Raw genomic sequence first — 18,938 nt, 5'->3', positions numbered from 1 at the left:
TACAGCAGATGAACATCATTTTCTCCTTTCTCAAAAAATACAGGGTAGCCGCCTTCGCCGCCCTGGCCATGATGGGGATTGAGCTGGCAGTGGAGCTGGCCCAGCCCCTTTTGATCTCCAGGATTATTGATGACGGAATCGTAGAAAAAGATATGACGGTTGTCTGGCTATGGGGCGGTGTGCTGACCTTAAGCGCGCTAATAGCCTTTGCGGCAGGGATACTGAGCTCTTTTTTTGCATCCCATGCCAGTCAGAGCTTTGCCTTCGATCTGAGGGAAAAGCTCTATGAGAAGGTACAGTCCTTCACTTATGAAGTGTTCAACAGGTTTCCTACTTCATCACTGATTACGCGGCTGACCGGAGATGTAACGCAGCTGCAGGACACAGTCTTCATGGCACTCCGGTTCATGACCCGTGTACCGCTGGTTGTGCTGGGCAGTGTCGTGATGGCGCTTGTGGTCCATGTGAAGCTTGGGCTTCTGCTGGCCGTAACATTGCCGGTGCTGATTCTGTTTCTGGTCTGGGTGATGCGCAGGTCCTCTGACCTGTTCAAGCGGGTACAGAGCAGACTGGATGGTGTAAACGGTGTCATTCAGGAAAATCTGACGGGCATCCGGCTTATCCGCGTATTCGTGCGTATGGGCCATGAGATCAGCCGGTTTGCTTCGTTCAGCGGCGGGCTGATGAAAGCAACGATCACTGCGCTCAGACTGACAGAGACGATGGGGCCGCTTATCATGCTTATCGTCAATGCGGGAATTGTCGCCGTGCTCTGGTTCGGCAGGATTGAAATTGCGTCGGGAGATGCAACGTTGGGACAGACGGTTGCTGTCATTAACTATGCACTGCGGACCATTGGAGCGTTATCTGCTTTGTCATGGATTATGGCGACCTTCTCGAGGGCCGTTGCCTCGGAGCACCGTATATCGGAGGTAATGTCTTCCCCCGAAGGAGAGGGCGGGCTGGAAGCTGCAGCAGATCCGGGTGACGGGAATCAGGGAGCTGCGGTCCGGGGGAAAATAGAATTTTCGGATGTCAGCTTCAGCTATCCGGGGAGTGATATTGCCGCGCTCGAAGAAGTCTCCTTCACCGTTGAGCCGGGCCAGCGTGTAGCTATCCTTGGTGCGACAGGCTCCGGCAAGTCCTCACTGGTCGGGCTGATTCCCCGGCTCTATGAGCAGACCGGCGGGATCATCCGGATTGACGGGATGGACAGTGCTGACATTGAAATATCCAGGCTGCGCCGATCGATCGGCTATGTGCCGCAGGAGGTGCTGCTGTTCAGCGGTTCAGTACGGGAAAATATTGCCTGGGGGAATGAGCGGGCTACCCAGGAGGAAATCGAGCGGGCGGCGGCTGCAGCGCAGATTAGCCACACCATTGCCGGTCTGCCCGAGGGCTATGATACGATGCTTGGCCAGCGGGGCGTTAATCTGTCCGGCGGACAAAAGCAGCGGCTGACCATTGCCCGGGCGCTTGTCCGGAAGCCGGCCATTCTGATTCTTGACGACAGCACAAGCGCGCTGGATGCTGTGACGGAGGGGCTTTTGCTGGAGGAGCTTTCGGCGATGTCCTGCACTACTGTGCTGATTACACAGAAGATCAGCTCTACCGTTTCGGCTGATTTGATTCTGCTGCTGGACGAGGGCCGGCTCATTGCCAAGGGTACTCACCATGAGCTGCTTGCAGGAGCGCCTCTATACCGGAAAATATACGAATCGCAGACAGGGGAGGGGGCACAGCATGTTCAAAGCATTAACTGAGCCTTTCCGCCATCCGAAGCCTGATTTTGGTACAGGCGAGAAGTCAGCCGGAGGCCGGAAGCCGAAGGCGAAGCCCAAGAACTGGTCCGCCACCCTGTCGCGGATCTGGGCCTATCTCGCCAAACGCAAAGCGAAGCTGACGCTTGTATTGCTGCTTGTCCTCATAAGCACCGCGCTGGCGCTAATGGGGCCTTATCTGATCAGCCGGGCGGTGGATGACTATCTGGAAGGTGACGGGGGGCGGAGCTGGAGCGTATTTCTGATCCTCCTCGGGCTGGTGTACCTGTTCACTTCACTGACCTCCTGGCTGCAAAATATATGGATGATTGAGATTGCCCAGGAGACGGTATACCGCCTGCGGACAGACCTGTTCGCATACCTGCACAGGCTGCCGATTTCGTTCTTCAACCGCAGACAGCAGGGTGAAATCATGAGCCGGCTGACCAATGATATCGAGAATATCAGCTCGACGCTTAACAGCTCTGCTATTCAGATTTTCTCTAGTGTGCTTACGCTTGCCGGAACTGTAGGCGTTATGCTGTGGCTCAGCCCGCTGCTAACGCTGCTGACCTTTATCGTTGTGCCGCTGATGTTCCTCGGCATGCGCTGGATTACCCGGCGCACAGGGCCGCTGTTTAAGGAGCGGCAGCGCAATGTCGGCGACATGAACGGCTTCATTGAAGAGACGCTGTCGGGCCAGCGGGTCATCAAAGCTTTTTCACAGGAGGAGCGGGTGATCAGCGGCTTCCGTGAGCGCAATAAGCGAATCATGCTGTCAGGCTACTGGGCCCAGGCGATCTCCGGCTTCATTCCCAAGCTGATGAACGGCCTGAACAATTTGAGCTTTGCTATTGTGGCGGGCATCGGCGGTTATCTGGCCGTCCGTGATATTGTGACGGTCGGGATTATCATCGCTTTTGTAGAGTACACCCGCCAGTTCACGAGGCCGCTTAATGATCTCGCGAACCAGTGGAATACGCTGCTGTCTGCAATTGCCGGGGCCGAGCGGGTATTTGAAGTGATGGATGAGGAGACTGAGGCACGGGACGAGGGTGCAGCGGTATCGCTTGAGCATGTGGAGGGGGCTGTCGCCTTTAAGGGCGTATCCTTCTCCTATGATGAAGGCAAGGATATTCTGCATGATATCAGCTTTGAGGCAAAGCCGGGCGAAATGATTGCCCTGGTCGGGCCGACAGGAGCCGGTAAAACAACGCTGATTGGCCTGCTCTCCCGCTTCTATGATCCGAGCAGGGGCAGCATCACGCTGGACGGGAGAGAGCTGTCCTCAATCCGCCGGGAGAGCCTGCGGAGCCAGATGGCTTTTGTGCTGCAGGATACCTTCCTGTTCAAGGGAACGATCCGCGATAATATCCGTTACGGCCGGCTGGATGCCACCGACGCAGAGGTTGAGGAGGCGGCTAAACTGGCGAACGCCCACTCCTTCATTATGCGGATGCGCGGAGGCTACGACCGGATGCTGTCCGTAGACGGCAGCGGCATCAGTCAGGGGCAGAAGCAGCTGCTGGCGATCGCGCGGGCCATTCTGGCTGATCCTGCGATGCTTGTGCTGGATGAAGCGACCAGCAGCATTGATACCGTTACTGAAATCAAGATCCAGGAGGGGCTGCAGGCGCTGATGAAAGGGCGGACCAGCTTTGTCATCGCCCACAGGCTTGGTACCATCCGTGCCGCTGACCGCATCCTGGTGCTGCAGGACGGCCGCCTGCTCCAGCACGGCCCGCATGACGAGCTGATGCGCCAAGGCGGGCTGTACAGCGAGCTTGTTAACGGTGCGCGTAAGGCGGCGCCGGGCGGGGCTTAGGATTTGGTCTAAGCCGAGTGTTATAGGAACAAGAAAAGCAGCAAGCCGCGTTTCCCGGAGCACAGTGTGCCGGTGAAGCGGGCTTGCTGTTTTTTTATATGCCGATGTGCGGTGTCCGCCGCTTGCAAGCCGTGAAATATTGGTGTGACGGGCGGGGATGGCAGATTTGATGTGGAAAATTCGCGGGATGGGGCAAAGTGGCGGGATGAGGCAAAGTCACGGAATGAGGCAAAGTCACGGAATGAGGCGAGAAGCTGGACTGAAGGGCAAAAATGCCTTTGATTTCGGCGGAATGGGGCAAAGTGGCGGAATGAAGGGCAGAAATGCCTTTGATTTCGGCGGAATGAAGCAAAGTGGCGGAATGAAGGGCAGAAATGCCTTTGATTTCGGCGGAATGAGGCAAAGTGGCGGAATGAAGGGCAGAAATGCCTTTGAATTCGGTGGAATGAGGCAAAGTGGCGGAAAGAAGGGCAAAAATGCCTTTGATTTCGGCGGAATGAGGCAAAGTGGCAGAATGAAGGGCAGAAATGCCTTTGATTTCGGCGGAATGGGGCAAAGTGGCGGAATGGGGCAAAGTGGCGGAATGAAGGGCAGAAATGCCTTTGATTTCGGCGGAATGAAGCAAAGTGGCGGAATGAAGGGCAGAAATGCCTTTGATCTCGACGGAATGAGGCAAAGTGGCGGAATGAAGGGCAAAAATGCCTTTGATTTCGGCGGAATGAGGCAAGGTGGCGGAATGAAGGGCAAAAATGCCTTTGAATTCGACGGAATGAAGGGCAAAAATTCTACAAGTTGCTCTTAGCAGCAGGCTGCTCAGTCTTCTGCTTCTCCCTGAACCTTGGACCAACGTAGTTTTTCTTGCGGTCACGGGTAAGAATCCAGCCGCCGAGAAAGCTCATGCCCGCCGCGAACAGCAGCAGTCCCCCGCCGAAATGCAGCCAGGCGAACACTGGAGTTACACTATCATCACCGTGCATCGAGAGATAATTGAAGATATCGTCCTTCATCATCAGAAAGCCCTTCATTGCCAGAAGTCCCGGAATGACGAGAATGATTATGGCAATGAACCGTGAAATGACCAGCTTCATACCGGCGACACTCCCCTGCAGCCTATTGAATTCACCAATATGATAACGCTTCACATGACAAAAGTCCATGGCTATATGACGTTTGTAAGTTTTGAATTGAGTCCAAAAGAGAGTACAATGTAGGGAGTTATGCAGAACTTTTGAGTATTGACTGGAGGATACATACAATGACAATTTCCTGTGACGTGGCTATTCTGGGCGGAGGGACCGGGGGATATGTGGCGGCGATCCGCGCTGCCCAGCTCGGCAAATCTGTCGTCGTCATCGAAATGGACAAGCTGGGCGGAACCTGCCTGCACCGCGGCTGTATTCCAAGCAAGTCGCTGCTGCGCAGTGCGGAGGTATACGCTGAAATACAGGAGAGCGAGAGCTACGGCATTGAAACATCAGGCGTCAAGCTGGTGTTCCCGAAGGTTCAGGCACGTAAAGACGCGGTTGTGGAGCAGCTGCACCAGGGTGTCCAATATCTGATGCGCAAAAATAAAATCCAGGTGGTTAAGGGCAGGGGGCGCATTATCGGCCCGTCGATTTTCTCACCGCGCAGCGGTGCAGTGGCTGTTGAGCTGGAGGATGGGGAGATGGAGACTGTAGTCTCCACCAATCTGATCGTGGCTACCGGCTCCCGTCCGCGTGTGCTGCCGGGTCTTAAGCCGGACGGCAAAGTCATCCTCAGCAGCGAAGAAGCGCTGACGCTAGAAGAGCTGCCTGCTTCAATCCTTATTGTCGGCGGCGGCGTAATCGGAGTGGAATGGGCGTCGATGCTGGCTGATTTTGGCGTTCAGGTTACAGTGGTGGAAGCCGCAGAGCAGCTGCTGCCGCTGGAGGATACCGAGATTGCCCGCGAGCTGACCAGGCTGCTCAAAAAACGCGGAGTCAAGGTGCTGACCGGCACCACTGTAGATCCGGAGACCAGCACCATAACAGAGGACGGGATCAGTATTGAAGCCCGCAAAGGAGAGCAGAGCCAGACGCTGTCCGCCGGGAAGCTGCTTGTGTCAGTCGGCAGAGTGGCCAATATTGAGAACATCGGACTGGAGAATACCGATATCCGCTTTGACAAAGGCGTAATCGAGGTCAATGCCAATATGCAGACCGGGGAGCCACATATTTATGCGATCGGGGACTGCATCGGCGGGCTGCAGCTGGCCCATGCTGCTTCACATGAAGGCATACGTGCCGTCAATCACCTGGCCGGGGAGCAGCTTCACCCGTATCATGCTCATCTTGTGCCGCGCTGTGTCTATACACGGCCGGAGGTAGCCAGTGTCGGTTATACCGAGAAGGAAGTGAAGAGTCTGGGCCGTGATGTCGTGACCGGGAAATTCCCGTTCTCGGCAATCGGCAAGGCAATCGTTCACGGGATGAAGGACGGCTTTGTCAAGGTTGTAGCTGACCGCAGCAGCGGCGACATCCTCGGTGTGCAGATGATCGGGCCGCATGTAACCGATCTGATCGGGGAAGCTGCGCTGGCCCAGCTACTGGATGCAACTCCTTGGGAAGTCGGGGAAGCGATCCATGCCCATCCGACCTTGTCCGAGGTTATCGGTGAGGCTATGCTGGCCGTGGATGGGAGAGCCATCGGGTTCTAATATAAGCTCAGGGGAGCAAAAGGAATGCCGGAGAGAGCTGGCGGAGCGTGATGAGCGCACAACCGTTCTTTTCCGGCTTTTCCTCTCTTTTCTTTTTGCGGTGAAAGGGATTATAATGTATTTAGTCTAGTCTTAGTACCTGGTTATAAGATCAGGTCAAGATGGTGCTATGGCGCATGCCAATAACCCAACAAAAATTTTTAGGAGGTACCTCTGTATGGAATCTCAAGGTACTACTGCAAACATGATCAACAGACATAAACAGCTTGGACTAACGGACGGCCAGGTCATTGATATGTACAGATATATGCAGCTGGGACGGAAATACGATGAGCGCAGCCTGCTGCTGCAGCGGGCCGGAAAGATCAACTTCCACGTCTCAGGGATCGGCCAGGAGGCGGCGCAGGTTGCTGCGGCGTTTGCGCTGGACCGGCAGAATGATTACTTTTTACCGTACTACCGGGATTACGCCTTTGTGCTGTCGGTAGGGATGACTACCCGTGAGCTGATGCTGTCTGTCTTCGCCAAGGCGGAGGACCCTAACAGCGGCGGCCGGCAGATGCCGGGCCATTTTGGAAGCAAGCGTCTGCGGATTGTGACCGGATCAAGTCCGGTGACAACGCAGGTGCCTCATGCGGTCGGCTTTGCGCTGGCTGCAAAGATGCAGCGGAAGAAGTTTGTTTCGTTCGTAACCTTTGGCGAGGGCTCCAGCAATCAGGGGGATTTTCACGAGGCTTGCAACTTTGCGGGTGTGAATAAGCTGCCGGTCATTATTTTTTGCCAAAATAACCAGTATGCGATCTCTGTTCCTGTTCATAAGCAGCTTGGCGGCAAGGTCAGCGACCGTGCGCTGGGCTACGGCTTTCCTGGTGTGCGCGTGGATGGCAATGATCCGCTGGAAGTTTACCGAGTAGTGAAGGAAGCGCGGGAGCGCGCACTTGCCGGTGAAGGGCCTACACTGATTGAAGCGATGATGTACCGTCTGTCGCCGCACTCCACCTCCGACAATGATCTGGCTTACCGGACGAAGGAAGAGGTTGACGAGAACTGGAAAAAAGACGGCATTGCGTCCTTCCGGACTTATCTCATAGAGCAGGGGCTGTGGAGCGAAGAACAGGAGTCGGATCTCCTTGCCGAATACAATCTGGAATTAAAAGAGGCTATTGCATACGCCGAAAATGCGCCGTTCCCGAAACCGGAAGATACGCTGCTGCATGTGTACGACGAATCCGGCCTCAAGGGAGGAGCATAAATCATGGCGATGATGGAATATATCGATGCAATCCGGCTGGCGATGAAGGAAGAGATGGAGCGCGACGAGTCAGTGTTCGTGCTTGGTGAGGATGTCGGTGTAAAAGGCGGCGTGTTCACCACCACCAAAGGGCTGCAGGACCAGTTCGGGGAAGAACGTGTGATGGATACACCGCTGGCCGAATCGGCAATTGCCGGTGTAGCAATTGGTGCGGCGATGTACGGCATGAAGCCGATTGCCGAAATGCAGTACTCTGATTTCATGCTGCCGGCGACTAACCAGATTATCAGCGAGGCTGCCAAAATCCGTTACCGCTCCAACAACGACTGGAGCTGTCCGGTGGTCATCCGCGCGCCGATCGGCGGCGGGATTTTCGGCGGATTGTATCATTCCCAGTGTCCGGAATCGATCTTTTTCGGTACGCCGGGACTTAAGATCGTGGCTCCGTATTCGGCGGCCGACGCTAAGGGCCTGCTGAAGGCAGCGGTACGCGACCCTGATCCGGTGCTGTTCTTCGAGAACAAAAAATGCTACAAGCTAATCAAGGAAGACGTGTCTGAGGACGATTATATCGTGCCAATCGGCGAAGCGAACCTGCTGCGCGAGGGCAGCGACATTACGGTGATCGGTTACAGTCTGCCGCTGCATTTTGCGATGCAGGCAGCGGAGGAGCTGGAGCGCGAGCAAGGCATTACCGCGCACATCCTGGATCTGCGCACACTGCAGCCGCTCGACCGCGACGCGATTATCGCCGCTGCCCGCCAGACGGGCAAGGTGCTGATCGTCCACGAGGACAACAAGACCGGCGGCATCGGCGGTGAAGTGGCGGCGATCATCGCCGAGCACTGCCTGTTCGAGCTGGATGCGCCGATCTTCCGGCTGTGCGGCCCGGATGTACCGGCGATGCCGATCAGCCCGCCGATGGAGAAGTTCTTCTTGCTGAGCAAGGATAAGCTGAAGGCTGAAATGCTGCGGCTGGCGCAGTATTAAGGTTGGTTAATTCGCTTGGAGCCAGGGTAGAGGTGAAGGCGGGAAGGCTGCGGTTGGCGTAGTAAGACGGTGGCTCCTGTAATACGCCAGCGGCTGTGTAAATGCTGTCTCGCGGGGATGGGCCAGCGGCTGCCAAACGCGTACGTGTACTAAATAGTTGGATTTTCGTCGCCTAATCTTGGCTTTAGGCGTCATTTATAAGAGTTAGCTGTAAAATCGTCATCTAATTTCGTCCATATGGTGCTTTAACGGTGCAATGTGAGCTTATAAGATATAAGTGACTTTTTTCCAACTAATCCGGTGTGGCGGGCGTTTGCTGTTGATTTAAGTGTTGTTTTTACAACTAAATCTGGTTAACGTTCGAGCCTATACTTACTGTATATAAACGTGTGCTAACAAAACTTAGGCGAATGCTTCCGGAGCTAGTTTTGTACGAAGTATAATCTGGAAGCCTGTGCTAACAAACTTAAGCGAATGCTTGCGAAGTGAGTTTTGTACGAAGTACTATCAGGAAGCTATGCTTACAAAACTTTAAGGAGTGACAATATGTCTGACAATACAAAGCTGACGGATGTGGTAATGCCGCAGCTGGCGGAATCGCTGGTGTCTGCTACAATCGGCAAGTGGCTGAAGCAGCCGGGCGACCGTGTGGAGGAATACGAGCCGATCTGCGATCTGATTACGGATAAAGTCAATGCCGAGCTGCCTTCCACGGTGGAAGGCACGCTGGTTGAGCTGCTGGCCGAGGAAGGCCAGGTCATTAGCGTGGGCGAGGTCATCGCCCGCATCGCCGTGGCAGCGCCGGCGGCTGCTGCTGCCGGGGGCTCCGCACCGGCAGCAAGCACTGCCCCGCAGGCGGCCGCAGCCGCGCCTGCACCAGGCACGCCAGCCGCGCCGGTCCGGCCGGCTGCGCTGGCTCCCTCAGCAGCGGACGCGCCTATGCGCTCCCGCTACTCACCCGCGGTGCAGACGCTTGCAGCGGAGCACCGCATTGACCTAAGCGCCGTGCCGGGCACCGGGCTCGGCGGGCGCATCACCCGCAAGGATGTGCTGGCATACCTGGAGAACGGCGGCGCAGAAGCCGTCCAGCCGGTGCCTGCACATCCGGGCGCAGCCGGCGCGGGGCAAGCCGGCCGGCAGGTGCCTGAAGCGCAGCAGCCTGCGCTTCAAGCGGTCCAGTCGCAGGAGCAGCAGGAGCCTGTGCGCAACTCCGGGCTTCACCTGAGTGAATCCCCGCGCATTCCGACGATTGAGGTCGAAGGCGGACTGGGCAGCAGCTCCGAGTACCTGATCGACGTAACGCCGATCCGTAACACCATTGCGACCAGAATGCGCCAGAGCGTCTCGGAGATTCCGCATGCCTGGACGATGATTGAAGTGGATGTGACCAATCTGGTTGTCCTGCGCAACAAGCTGAAGGATGAGTTCAAGCGCAAGGAAGGCATCAACCTGACCTATCTGGCCTTTATGATGAAGGCGGTAGTCAGTGCAATTAAAGACTATCCGATCATGAACTCCGTCTGGGCCGTTGACAAAATCATCGTCAAACGCGACATCAACATTGCGCTGGCGGTCGGCACAGAGGATTCTGTAATGACACCGGTGATCAAAAAAGCGGACCAGAAGAATATCGCGGGCCTCGCACGCGAGATCGACGAGCTGGCCCAGAAGACCCGTGAAGGCAAGCTGCGCCTGGATGACATGCAGGGCGGCACCTTTACAGTCAACAATACAGGGTCGTTCGGCTCCATCCTGTCCTATCCGATTATCAACTACCCGCAGGCGGCCATTCTGACGTTTGAATCCATTGTCAAAAAGCCGGTCGTCATCAACGACATGATTGCGGTGCGCTCCATGGCAAACATCTGCCTGTCGCTGGATCACCGGATTCTGGACGGTGTCATCTGCGGGCGCTTCCTGCAGCGCGTCAAAGATAATTTGGAGGGTTATACTCCGGATACCAAGCTCTATTAATCAGCGGCTGCATAAGCGCCGTGACACAGCAAACAGCGTCCGGCAAGTGCCGGACGCTGTTATTAAGCTTTTTTTAACCGGCCAGGAAAGGCTCGACTACCATCAGCAGGGTTGAGGCGATCATTGCGATCAGCATGATATAGATAACGATGCGGAACCATTTTTGACGATTCATGTGTGACTCCTTTAGGATTAGTGTAAGTTAAGACTATTGTAACGTATCTGCGAAAGAGAGGGAAGTCCAGTGATAGTAAGAGACCGATTGATTGAGGAATTCATGGAGCTTGTCCGTGTGGACAGCGAGACCGGAAATGAACGGCAGATTGCCGACGTGCTAAAAGCAAAATTCAGCGCGCTGGGACTGACAGCCATCGAGGATGATTCCATGGAGCGTACCGGACACGGAGCCGGCAACCTGTTTGTAACGTGGGCGGCAGACAGCGGTGCTGCAGCACCGAAGCTGCTGTTCACCTGCCACATGGATACCGTTGTTCCAGGGCAGAATATTAAGCCAACCCTCGGGGAAGACGGCTGGATTACCAGTGACGGCACGACCATTCTCGGCGCTGACGATAAAGCGGGTCTGGCGGCCCTGTTTGAAGCGATCCGTGTGATCCAGGAGCAAAAAATCCCGCACGGACAGCTCCAGTTCGTAATCACAGCAGGCGAGGAGTCAGGGCTGCTTGGTGCACGTGCGATGGACCCGAGCCATCTGGATGCAGATATGGGCTTTGCCCTCGATTCTAACGGCGAAATCGGCGCAATTGCTGTTGCGGCTCCTACGCAGGCCAGAATCACGATGCAGATTTTTGGCAAATCCGCTCATGCCGGTGTGAATCCTGAGGACGGGATCAGCGCGATTCAGGTGGCAGGCAAGGCGATTTCCGCAATGAAGCTGGGCCGGATCGATAAGGAAACGACAGCCAACATCGGCAAATTTGCCGGCGGCGGTCCGACTAATGTCGTCTGTGACCATGTGCAGCTGGATGCTGAGGCGCGCAGTATCGTGCAGGAAAAGGTGGAGCTGCAGATTGCCTCGATGCGTGAAGCGCTCGAAACAACGGTCCGTGAATACGGTGCGGAATGCGAATTCCGCAGTGAGATTATTTATCCGGCCTTCAGCTTTAATGAAAATGATCCTGTGGTGCAGCTGGCGGACCGTGCGATTACCTCCCTTGGTCTGACAACACGCCTGTTCCCTTCAGGGGGCGGCAGTGACGCTAATGTATTCAACGGCCTCAAGGTGCCTACAGTTAACCTGGCCATCGGGTACGAGCATATCCACACCACCAAAGAACGGATCAAGGCTGACGATATCGTTAAGGCGGCTGAGCTCGTTGTAGCGATTGTAAAAGAAAGCGTACAAGCGTAAGCCTGTCCGCCTCAGGCGGCTGTACAGATGAAAGAAGGAGCTGTTTCCGCAAAAAGCCGGAGCAGCTCCTTCTTATTACCGGCGGGTGAAGAAGGGATGCAGTCAGCCTGCTTTCGGCGGATTCAGCCGGGTGTCTGCCTGCAGCAGCAGGACGTAGGACAAGGGCATGTCGCGCCCGTACCGCTCAATCCATTCTGCAATAACGGCTTTAATCTGCTCAGGCTTGCCAACGGCTGTAACGGCTGATCTGCTGGTACGGATAAGGATGTCATTCATGCTTGCATTCCTTCTTTCCCCTTAAGTTTGCTATAATACACCCTATGCAGAACTCAGCCAAAGGAGACCATGAATCTATGAAAAATTTTGAAAAGCACAGCAATCCTGCACTCGATGAAGAGACTTTGTCCACGCAGCCGATTTTTGAAGGTAAAATCATCAGCCTGCAGGTAGACACCGTGAAGCTGCCGGACGGCAACAGCGCTACCCGCGAGGTTGTAAAGCATCCGGGAGCTGTTGCGGTACTTGCGCTGAATAACAATAAAATGCTGGTTGTAGAGCAGTACCGCCAGCCGATGCACCGTACAGAGGTGGAGATTCCGGCCGGAAAGCTGGACAAGGGGGAGGACCCGCTGGAAGCCGCGGGGCGTGAGCTGCAGGAGGAGACCGGCTTTCATAGCGGTGAGCTTAAGCTGCTGAAATCCTTTTATACCTCGCCGGGCTTTGCGGATGAAATTATTCATCTGTATGTGACGGAGAATGCCCAGCCGGGCGATATGGCGCTGGATGAGGATGAATTCCTGGAGGTGTCCGAGCTGACGCTTGAGGAAGCGTACCAGTACATTGCGGACGGACGGATTGCCGATGCCAAAACGATGATGGCCGTCTACGCATGGCACCTCTATACACTGACAGGGCAATGGCACTAACGCCTGAGCTGCACAGCTTTTACTGCGACCTGCATGTCCACATCGGCAGAACCTCTGCAGGAAATGCTGTAAAAATCAGCGGCAGCCGCGACCTTACCTTTGCCAATATCGCCAGGGAAGCGGCGGAGCGCAAAGGAATCGAGCTGATCGGGATCATTGACAGCCACTCGCCCGGCGTAATGCAGGATATCCGTGATTTGCTGATGTCCGGTGAGATGACTGAAGCAGACGGCGGCGGGGTTGCTTACCGGGGAACGACGATTCTGCTCGGGACCGAAATTGAAATCCGTGAGCCGGGCCGGAAGGAATGTCATGTACTGGCCTTTATGCCTAACCTTGCGGTGATGGAGGATTTCAGCGCCTGGATGAGCCGGCATATGCGCAACATTAATCTCAGCTCCCAGCGGCTGTATGCTCCTTCACGCGTGCTGCAGGAGGAGATATGCGGACGGGGAGGTCTGCTGATTCCGGCACATATCTTCACTCCGCATAAAGGGCTGTACGGCTGTTCCGCAGAGCGGATGGCCGAGCTGTTTGACCTGGAGCAGATCGCCGCTGTTGAGCTTGGCCTGAGCGCCGATTCGGAAATGGCCGGCTACATCTCGGAGCTGGACCGCTACTCGTTCCTGACCAATTCGGATGCCCATTCCCTCGGCAAAATCGGCCGCGAATACAATGTGCTCGAACTAGCCGCCCCTTCGTTTAACGAATTCCGGCTGGCGCTTGCACGCCGGGAGGGGCGGAGGGTGAGCGCCAACTTTGGGCTCAATCCGCGGCTCGGTAAATATCACCGGAGTTACTGTGCGGGCTGCGGCAGCATTATCGATGAAGCTGCCGCCACCTCCGAGCGTTGCCCTTACTGCGGAAGCACCAAGCTTGTACAGGGAGTATTTGACCGTATCCTGCACATTGCCGACCGGGAGCAGCCGCTTGTTCCGGATTACCGTCCGCCTTACCATTACCAGGTTCCGCTGGAGTTTATCCCGGGGCTGGGCAAGGCGAAGATGAATGCGCTGCTGGCGGCGTTTGGCACCGAGATGAATATTCTGCACCGGGCCGGCGAGGCTGAACTGGCGGCGGTGACCGGGCCTGAGCTGGCAGCGCAGATCGTGCTGGCCCGCAGCGGAGGGCTTGCGCTGACTTCCGGCGGCGGGGGGACCTACGGCAAGGTGGACCGGACACGAAGTTAGCAGTTCGTTTCATAGTCTCATAAAGGACAAGTCATAGAGCGGGACGTTTCCTCATATGGTGTAACATGTGACCTGAAAGGAGAACGTCCCGATGCGCAGTTTACGGCTGATGATCAAGGAACAGACGCCTCTTTATATTTTTGTAGCGGTATTATTTCTGGTCGGGGTTGTGTTCGGGGCGCTGATTGTCAGCAGCCTGACACTCGATCAGCAGCAGGAGCTGGGGGATTATCTCGGAAATTTCTTTGTGACCGTGGACCAGCAGGGGCTGCCGGCAGCGCCGGATTCCTTCTGGAGCATCGCCGCACTGAACCTGAAATGGGTGGGGCTGATCTGGATTCTGGGCTTATCGGTGATCGGGCTGCCGGGGATTCTCATTCTTGATTTTCTCAAAGGCGTGCTGATCGGCTTCACCGTAGGCTGTATGGTCAGCGAGTATTCCTGGCACGGCATGCTGTTCGCGCTTGTCTCCGTCGCCCCGCATAATCTGGTGCTGATTCCGGTGCTGCTGGTCAGCAGCGCGGCTGCCATTGCCTTCTCCCTGCTGATGATCCGCAGCCGGGTGCTCGGGGGTAGACGGACACCGGTGACCAGACCGTTCGTGACGTATACGCTGCTGTCCCTGGGCATGGCCGTACTGGTTCTCGGTGTTTCCGGATTCGAGGCCTGGGTCACGCCCGCCATGATGCGGTGGGTCACGCCGATGCTAGTCTCGCTGTAATCGCCAGAATCAAATTTACAGCTGTAAACAAACCAGCCAGCCGGGTAATGCCCGGACAGGCTGGTTTTATTTTTCATATACAGGGTTAGCTTACGTTGCTTGGTCTTCCTTAAACTCCTCGGGGTTACTGCAATGCCTCATAAGAGATTTAGGTGGAAAAACAACCGCTAATTCAGCTTTTTCTCCCGCAAATCATCAATTAGGTGGAAAGAATCCGCTTACATCGGCCGAAAATCAGGTTTTTCCCGAAAGTGACAGGATTAGCTGAGCTTTTTCCAACTAATTTAGAATTCAGACTAGGTATGAGTAATGTAAGTGGATACATTCGAGCTAAATACCCGGACAGGTCAATTCCGCTCATTAATCACCCATGCCGTAAACAGCAAGCTTAACAGAATAATGATCCCCAGGCTGGCCATCTGGACAACATTAGTAACAGCTCCGAACGAGCTTATATTCCCGAAAATAACCTCTCTGAGTATGTAGCTCAGACCGCTAAAGATGCCCAGGAAAACTAAGATGGCATTTATGGCTTTTTTGATTCGCTGCATGCTGACAGACTTCACCGCCTTGCTCCGGATGTAATACGCAACCTCAAGTATATTCCCATTATCTTGTAAAATATCTTGTAAAAGCACAGCAGCTTCAAGCTATTCGTGCTCCTTAGTGCTCCTATCAAGCTCCTAGCAAACCCCTAGCAAACCCCAGTTACCATTCCTTCCCGGTACCATTTCAGCAAACCTTTATCTCTTTTTCATCCTATCTTAAGCTTCACGGATTATAGTAATCCCATGACCCCCTTATAATAGAACTTGGCCCTGCCGGACTCTGGCGGGGCCCCTTTTTTTGTGTGAATATACCTAATTTAAAATGATTCTAAAAGAGTTTGACTTCTCAAAGGGACTCCCCCTATAATATAGAAGTGGTTTTATGCCCGGTGCGGTAATTTTCCAAGGGGGAGGGAGACAGGTGGAAGCCCGGATAGACAAGATTAAACAACAGCTACAATCCCAAGGATATAAGCTTACACCCCAACGGGAAGCAACCTTAAGAGTGCTGCTGGAGAACGAAGAGGATCATTTAAGCGCGGAAGATGTGTTTATGCTTGTAAAGGAAAAGGCTCCCGAGATCGGTCTCGCCACCGTATATCGTACCCTGGAATTGCTCAGCGAGCTTCATGTCGTGGAGAAAATCAATTTCGGAGACGGCGTTGCCCGTTACGATCTGCGTACGGATACGGCCAAGCATCACCATCATCATCTGATCTGCGTACAGTGCGGCTCCATGGACGAGATCCGTGAGGATTGGCTGGGACCGCTGGAAGAGCGGCTTGAGAACGAATTTAATTTTACGGTGCTTGATCATAGACTTGATTTTCACGGGATTTGCCACCGTTGTAAGGACAAAAATGCAGCGGACGGCAGCGCTCCCGAATAAAGCTTATAGATGAGGAATTACCGCACAAGCTCTCTCCGGTACGCCGGAGGGGGCTTTTTCAAAGTGTAAGCCTTTATACATAACCCGTCAGGCCTGCGCATAAAGTGTAGGACGAGTCAATATGAAGCGGGAGGTAGCCCTATGATCGTATCGATACCCAAAACCGTGCGCCGGTTGTATTTTATGACCCTGCTGGTCGCTTTTAGCTGTCTGCTGTATTATGCGCTGAACTGGATCGGCGGCTGGATCAGCCCGGTGGATCACTATGAAATTCCGGAGGGCTCGGCCGTCAGGGCGTTTCAGACGGCTCCGCATAACAGCGGGGAGTTCAGTGCGGGCGAACGGCTGCGGCTCTATTACTGGTACGGTGAGTGATACCGGGGCAAGCAGGAAAATGCTAGAAGTGTGTCGAATGTAGCCGTATAGATCAAATTTTTAACAAATCATATGCCTAAATGCTGCATAGCCGCGAACAGCAGCCTGAGCAGACGGGAGCGTGAGTGAATGAAGTCGCATTTGCAGCCTTTTATGCAGTATCTTACCGAGGATAAGGGCTTGTCTCCGAGCACGCTTGAATCTTACGGACGGGATGTTACGCAGTTCCTGGAATTTGCTGCCGGACGCGGGATTGCTTCGCCGGATGAAATAAGAAGGTCGCATCTGCTCCAGTATCATGCCCAGCTCCGGGGGGCAGGACGGGCGGCGGCTACCGTTAACCGGAGTACGGTGTCGCTGCGTGCTTTTTTTCATTATTTGCTGAAAACCTGGCAGATTAAGCAGGACCCGACGCTGGATATGGACAAAATAAAGCCCAGCAAGAAGCCGCCCATGATCCTCAGCATCGGGGAAGTGGAGCGGCTCCTGGCTGCTCCCGACGGGACCAGCCCGCAGGGAATGCGGGATAAAGCGATGCTGGAGCTGCTGTACGCAACAGGCATCCGGGTCTCCGAGCTGATCTCGCTGGACGTAGGCGATGTGCAGACCGGGCTAAAATTCGCCCGCTGCAGCTCAGCCTCCGGCAAGGAGCGGATCATCCCGATCGGCACAATTGCTGCAGACAGTGTGGCAGGATATATGGACGGCATGCGGGACAAGCTGCTGCGCAGCAGCAGGGACGAGCCGGCGCTCTTCCTGAACAGTCTTGGCGGACGCCTGACCCGTCAGGGCTTCTGGAAAATCATCAAAAAATACGCGCGGGAAGCCCGGATTGAGCAGGATATTACCCCGCACACCTTAAGGCATTCGTTTGCTGCGCATCTGCTTGAGGGCGGCGCCGATCTACGGTCGGTCCAGCAAATGCTGGGGCATGCCGATATTTCAACAACCCAGGTGTACAGCGGCATCGCCCGCAAAAATATGAAGGAAGTCTATGAGAATCATCATCCGCGGGCTTAAAAAGATGCTTTTTATGAGTAAGATAGTTATGATGGAATCATACTGAAAGAATGGCCGGATCAAAACAGGTCCGGATGGTTCTTTCGGCGAAAAACGGGTACCTGCAAGCGGGCTCTTCTGGTCCGCGGGCTTCCCCGGGCTTAGCCCTGCGGAAGAAGGTAGAGCCGTTTCTTCCTGTTTTCCTTACAACCCCCAGGTTATGCATACTGAGAAGGAGTGAATGATGTAATGTCCTCATTTAAACGGATCGGATTTATTGTGCTTGATAGTGTAGGTATCGGTGAAGCACCGGATGCCGAAAGTTTTGGAGATAAAGGGTCACATACGCTGGGCCATATTCTGGAGAGAGTGCCCGGCCTGAAGCTGCCTAACCTGCAGAAGCTGGGACTGGCTAATATTGCGGCCCTGCCGCCGCTTGAGCCGGTGGCCGAGCCAACCGGTTATTACGGTAAGATGCAGGAGGTATCCGTAGGCAAGGATACGATGACCGGACACTGGGAGCTGATGGGACTGAAGATCGAGGTTCCTTTTAACGTCTATCCGGACGGCTTCCCGGCAGAGCTGATTGAGAAATTCGAAGCGGCAACCGGCCGCAAGGTCATCGGCAACAAACCGGCCTCCGGCACCGAAATTCTGGTTGAATACGGCGAAGAGCAGATGAAGACCGGAGCCTGGATTGTGTACACCTCGGCAGACAGCGTGTTCCAGCTCGCCGCCCATGAGGATGTGATTCCGCTTGAGGAGCTGTACAGTGCCTGCAAAATCGCCCGTGAGCTGACGATGGCTCCGGAATTCTCGGTCGGCCGCGTTATTGCCCGCCCGTATGTCGGCGAGCCGGGAGACTTCAAGCGCACTCCTAACCGTCATGACTATGCCGTTAAGCCCCCTGAGCCTACGGTAATGAACGAGCTGCAGGATATCGGCAAGGATGTCATTGCCGTCGGTAAAATCAATGATATTTTCACCGGGGAAGGGGTTACCGCCTCGTATCCGACCAAGAGCAATGAGCACGGCATCCAGATCACGATTGATGAGCTGCGCAAGCCCTTTGACGGCTTCCTGTTCACCAATCTGGTGGACTTTGATTCCCTGTACGGCCACCGCCGTGATCCGGAAGGATACGGACGTGCGCTGGAGGTCTTTGATGAGGCCATTCCTGAGCTGCTCTCCACCCTGGGCGAAGACGATTTGCTGATTATTTCCGCTGACCACGGCAACGACCCGGTCCACAGCGGAACGGATCATACACGTGAATATGTGCCGCTGCTTGTATATAGCCCGCGGTTCAAGAATCCAGGCAGCCTGGGCATCCGCCAGACCTTCTCGGATGTGGCGGCAACGCTTGCCGACAATTTCGGGGCGAAGGCGCCGCAGTACGGGACAAGCTTTTTGGCAGAACTGAAATAGAACCCAGCCCGG

Annotated in this window: 19 protein-coding genes; 15 read left to right on the top strand and 4 right to left on the bottom strand. The window is 55.0% G+C overall.

Features of this window, described 5'->3' with window-relative positions:
- Positions 1-8: 8 nt before the first annotated feature.
- The 3 genes from R70723_RS21270 to R70723_RS21260 all read left to right on the top strand — a co-directional run bounded on the left by R70723_RS21270 (position 9) and on the right by R70723_RS21260 (position 4,387).
- A complete protein-coding gene (locus tag R70723_RS21270; RefSeq protein ID WP_039875181.1) occupies positions 9-1,763 on the top strand; it encodes an ABC transporter ATP-binding protein in 1,755 nt (584 codons plus the stop codon).
- A complete protein-coding gene (locus tag R70723_RS21265) occupies positions 1,744-3,585 on the top strand; it encodes an ABC transporter ATP-binding protein (protein ID WP_039875180.1) in 1,842 nt (613 codons plus the stop codon). The genes R70723_RS21270 and R70723_RS21265 overlap by 20 nt, the downstream gene beginning before the upstream one ends.
- A gap of 241 nt (positions 3,586-3,826) precedes the next feature.
- Positions 3,827-4,387, top strand: coding sequence for a hypothetical protein (locus R70723_RS21260; RefSeq protein ID WP_039875179.1), 561 nt, complete (start codon positions 3,827-3,829; stop codon positions 4,385-4,387).
- Here the strand turns inward: R70723_RS21260 and R70723_RS21255 are convergent.
- Complete coding sequence (locus tag R70723_RS21255; protein WP_039875178.1) at positions 4,371-4,673, bottom strand: DUF2627 domain-containing protein; 303 nt, start codon at positions 4,671-4,673, stop codon at positions 4,371-4,373. The genes R70723_RS21260 and R70723_RS21255 overlap by 17 nt on opposite strands.
- A gap of 167 nt (positions 4,674-4,840) precedes the next feature.
- Between R70723_RS21255 and lpdA the strand changes: the two genes are divergently transcribed.
- The 4 genes from lpdA to R70723_RS21235 all read left to right on the top strand — a co-directional run bounded on the left by lpdA (position 4,841) and on the right by R70723_RS21235 (position 10,478).
- Complete coding sequence (gene lpdA, locus R70723_RS21250) at positions 4,841-6,262, top strand: dihydrolipoyl dehydrogenase (protein ID WP_039875177.1); 1,422 nt, start codon at positions 4,841-4,843, stop codon at positions 6,260-6,262.
- A 217-nt stretch (positions 6,263-6,479) separates the two neighbouring features.
- Complete coding sequence (locus R70723_RS21245; protein ID WP_039875175.1) at positions 6,480-7,514, top strand: thiamine pyrophosphate-dependent dehydrogenase E1 component subunit alpha; 1,035 nt, start codon at positions 6,480-6,482, stop codon at positions 7,512-7,514.
- Between the two features lie 3 nt (positions 7,515-7,517).
- Positions 7,518-8,504, top strand: a complete 987-nt coding sequence (locus R70723_RS21240; protein WP_039875174.1) for an alpha-ketoacid dehydrogenase subunit beta — start codon at positions 7,518-7,520, stop codon at positions 8,502-8,504.
- Positions 8,505-9,050: 546 nt separating this feature from the next.
- Entirely contained in the window at positions 9,051-10,478 is a 1,428-nt protein-coding gene (locus R70723_RS21235; RefSeq protein ID WP_039875172.1) for a dihydrolipoamide acetyltransferase family protein, read from the top strand.
- Between the two features lie 73 nt (positions 10,479-10,551).
- Here R70723_RS21235 and prli42 read toward each other — a convergent pair whose 3' ends face one another.
- Positions 10,552-10,653 carry a stressosome-associated protein Prli42 gene (gene prli42, locus R70723_RS33510; protein ID WP_086074730.1) on the bottom strand — a complete coding sequence of 34 codons (102 nt, stop codon included), beginning with the start codon at positions 10,651-10,653 and terminating at the stop codon, positions 10,552-10,554.
- Positions 10,654-10,722: 69 nt separating this feature from the next.
- Here prli42 and R70723_RS21230 point away from each other — a divergent pair, with 69 nt between their 5' ends.
- Positions 10,723-11,850: a M20/M25/M40 family metallo-hydrolase gene (locus R70723_RS21230; RefSeq protein ID WP_039875170.1), complete on the top strand. Its 1,128-nt coding sequence runs from the start codon at positions 10,723-10,725 to the stop codon at positions 11,848-11,850.
- Between the two features lie 102 nt (positions 11,851-11,952).
- On the opposite strand, the gene R70723_RS33505 is transcribed toward R70723_RS21230, so the two are convergent.
- On the bottom strand, positions 11,953-12,126 hold the full coding sequence (locus R70723_RS33505) for a hypothetical protein (RefSeq protein ID WP_156123833.1): 174 nt from the start codon (positions 12,124-12,126) through the stop codon (positions 11,953-11,955).
- Between the two features lie 77 nt (positions 12,127-12,203).
- Between R70723_RS33505 and R70723_RS21225 the strand changes: the two genes are divergently transcribed.
- The 3 genes from R70723_RS21225 to spoIIM all read left to right on the top strand — a co-directional run bounded on the left by R70723_RS21225 (position 12,204) and on the right by spoIIM (position 14,687).
- Positions 12,204-12,776, top strand: coding sequence for an NUDIX hydrolase (locus tag R70723_RS21225; RefSeq protein WP_039875168.1), 573 nt, complete (start codon positions 12,204-12,206; stop codon positions 12,774-12,776).
- Entirely contained in the window at positions 12,740-13,966 is a 1,227-nt protein-coding gene (locus tag R70723_RS21220) for an endonuclease Q family protein (protein ID WP_047171186.1), read from the top strand. The genes R70723_RS21225 and R70723_RS21220 overlap by 37 nt, the downstream gene beginning before the upstream one ends.
- A 91-nt stretch (positions 13,967-14,057) precedes the next feature.
- Positions 14,058-14,687, top strand: a complete 630-nt coding sequence (gene spoIIM / locus R70723_RS21215; protein ID WP_039875164.1) for a stage II sporulation protein M — start codon at positions 14,058-14,060, stop codon at positions 14,685-14,687.
- 347 nt (positions 14,688-15,034) lie between these two features.
- Here the strand turns inward: spoIIM and R70723_RS21210 are convergent, their stop codons facing one another.
- Positions 15,035-15,253 carry a hypothetical protein gene (locus tag R70723_RS21210; RefSeq protein ID WP_144027175.1) on the bottom strand — a complete coding sequence of 73 codons (219 nt, stop codon included), beginning with the start codon at positions 15,251-15,253 and terminating at the stop codon, positions 15,035-15,037.
- Between the two features lie 403 nt (positions 15,254-15,656).
- On the opposite strand from R70723_RS21210, the gene fur reads away from it, so the two are divergent.
- The 4 genes from fur to deoB all read left to right on the top strand — a co-directional run bounded on the left by fur (position 15,657) and on the right by deoB (position 18,926).
- Entirely contained in the window at positions 15,657-16,124 is a 468-nt protein-coding gene (gene fur, locus R70723_RS21205; protein ID WP_039875161.1) for a ferric iron uptake transcriptional regulator, read from the top strand.
- 141 nt (positions 16,125-16,265) lie between these two features.
- Positions 16,266-16,499: a DUF4227 family protein gene (locus R70723_RS21200; protein WP_039875159.1), complete on the top strand. Its 234-nt coding sequence runs from the start codon at positions 16,266-16,268 to the stop codon at positions 16,497-16,499.
- A gap of 129 nt (positions 16,500-16,628) precedes the next feature.
- Positions 16,629-17,519 carry a site-specific tyrosine recombinase XerD gene (gene xerD / locus R70723_RS21195; RefSeq protein WP_039875157.1) on the top strand — a complete coding sequence of 297 codons (891 nt, stop codon included), beginning with the start codon at positions 16,629-16,631 and terminating at the stop codon, positions 17,517-17,519.
- A gap of 228 nt (positions 17,520-17,747) precedes the next feature.
- Complete coding sequence (gene deoB, locus R70723_RS21190; protein WP_039875155.1) at positions 17,748-18,926, top strand: phosphopentomutase; 1,179 nt, start codon at positions 17,748-17,750, stop codon at positions 18,924-18,926.
- The last annotated feature ends 12 nt before the right edge of the window (positions 18,927-18,938 follow it).

Source organism: Paenibacillus sp. FSL R7-0273 (genome assembly GCF_000758625.1).
Lineage (GTDB): Bacteria > Bacillota > Bacilli > Paenibacillales > Paenibacillaceae > Paenibacillus_AQ.
This window is presented reverse-complemented; position numbering and strand designations above follow the sequence as displayed.

What these genes read in the sequence shown, in the direction of transcription:
- R70723_RS21260 (WP_039875179.1), top strand. Translation starts at nt 3,827, where the DNA reads ATGAGGCGAGAAGCTGGACTGAAGGGCAAAAATGCCTTTGATTTCGGC.
- spoIIM (WP_039875164.1), top strand. Translation starts at nt 14,058, where the DNA reads ATGCGCAGTTTACGGCTGATGATCAAGGAACAGACGCCTCTTTATATT.
- deoB (WP_039875155.1), top strand. Translation starts at nt 17,748, where the DNA reads ATGTCCTCATTTAAACGGATCGGATTTATTGTGCTTGATAGTGTAGGT.
- R70723_RS21255 (WP_039875178.1), bottom strand. Translation starts at nt 4,673, where the DNA reads ATGAAGCTGGTCATTTCACGGTTCATTGCCATAATCATTCTCGTCATT.
- R70723_RS21265 (WP_039875180.1), top strand. Translation starts at nt 1,744, where the DNA reads ATGTTCAAAGCATTAACTGAGCCTTTCCGCCATCCGAAGCCTGATTTT.
- xerD (WP_039875157.1), top strand. Translation starts at nt 16,629, where the DNA reads ATGAAGTCGCATTTGCAGCCTTTTATGCAGTATCTTACCGAGGATAAG.
- R70723_RS21235 (WP_039875172.1), top strand. Translation starts at nt 9,051, where the DNA reads ATGTCTGACAATACAAAGCTGACGGATGTGGTAATGCCGCAGCTGGCG.
- prli42 (WP_086074730.1), bottom strand. Translation starts at nt 10,653, where the DNA reads ATGAATCGTCAAAAATGGTTCCGCATCGTTATCTATATCATGCTGATC.
- lpdA (WP_039875177.1), top strand. Translation starts at nt 4,841, where the DNA reads ATGACAATTTCCTGTGACGTGGCTATTCTGGGCGGAGGGACCGGGGGA.
- R70723_RS21200 (WP_039875159.1), top strand. Translation starts at nt 16,266, where the DNA reads ATGATCGTATCGATACCCAAAACCGTGCGCCGGTTGTATTTTATGACC.
- R70723_RS21270 (WP_039875181.1), top strand. Translation starts at nt 9, where the DNA reads ATGAACATCATTTTCTCCTTTCTCAAAAAATACAGGGTAGCCGCCTTC.
- R70723_RS33505 (WP_156123833.1), bottom strand. Translation starts at nt 12,126, where the DNA reads ATGAATGACATCCTTATCCGTACCAGCAGATCAGCCGTTACAGCCGTT.
- R70723_RS21220 (WP_047171186.1), top strand. Translation starts at nt 12,740, where the DNA reads ATGGCACCTCTATACACTGACAGGGCAATGGCACTAACGCCTGAGCTG.
- R70723_RS21240 (WP_039875174.1), top strand. Translation starts at nt 7,518, where the DNA reads ATGGCGATGATGGAATATATCGATGCAATCCGGCTGGCGATGAAGGAA.
- R70723_RS21245 (WP_039875175.1), top strand. Translation starts at nt 6,480, where the DNA reads ATGGAATCTCAAGGTACTACTGCAAACATGATCAACAGACATAAACAG.
- R70723_RS21225 (WP_039875168.1), top strand. Translation starts at nt 12,204, where the DNA reads ATGAAAAATTTTGAAAAGCACAGCAATCCTGCACTCGATGAAGAGACT.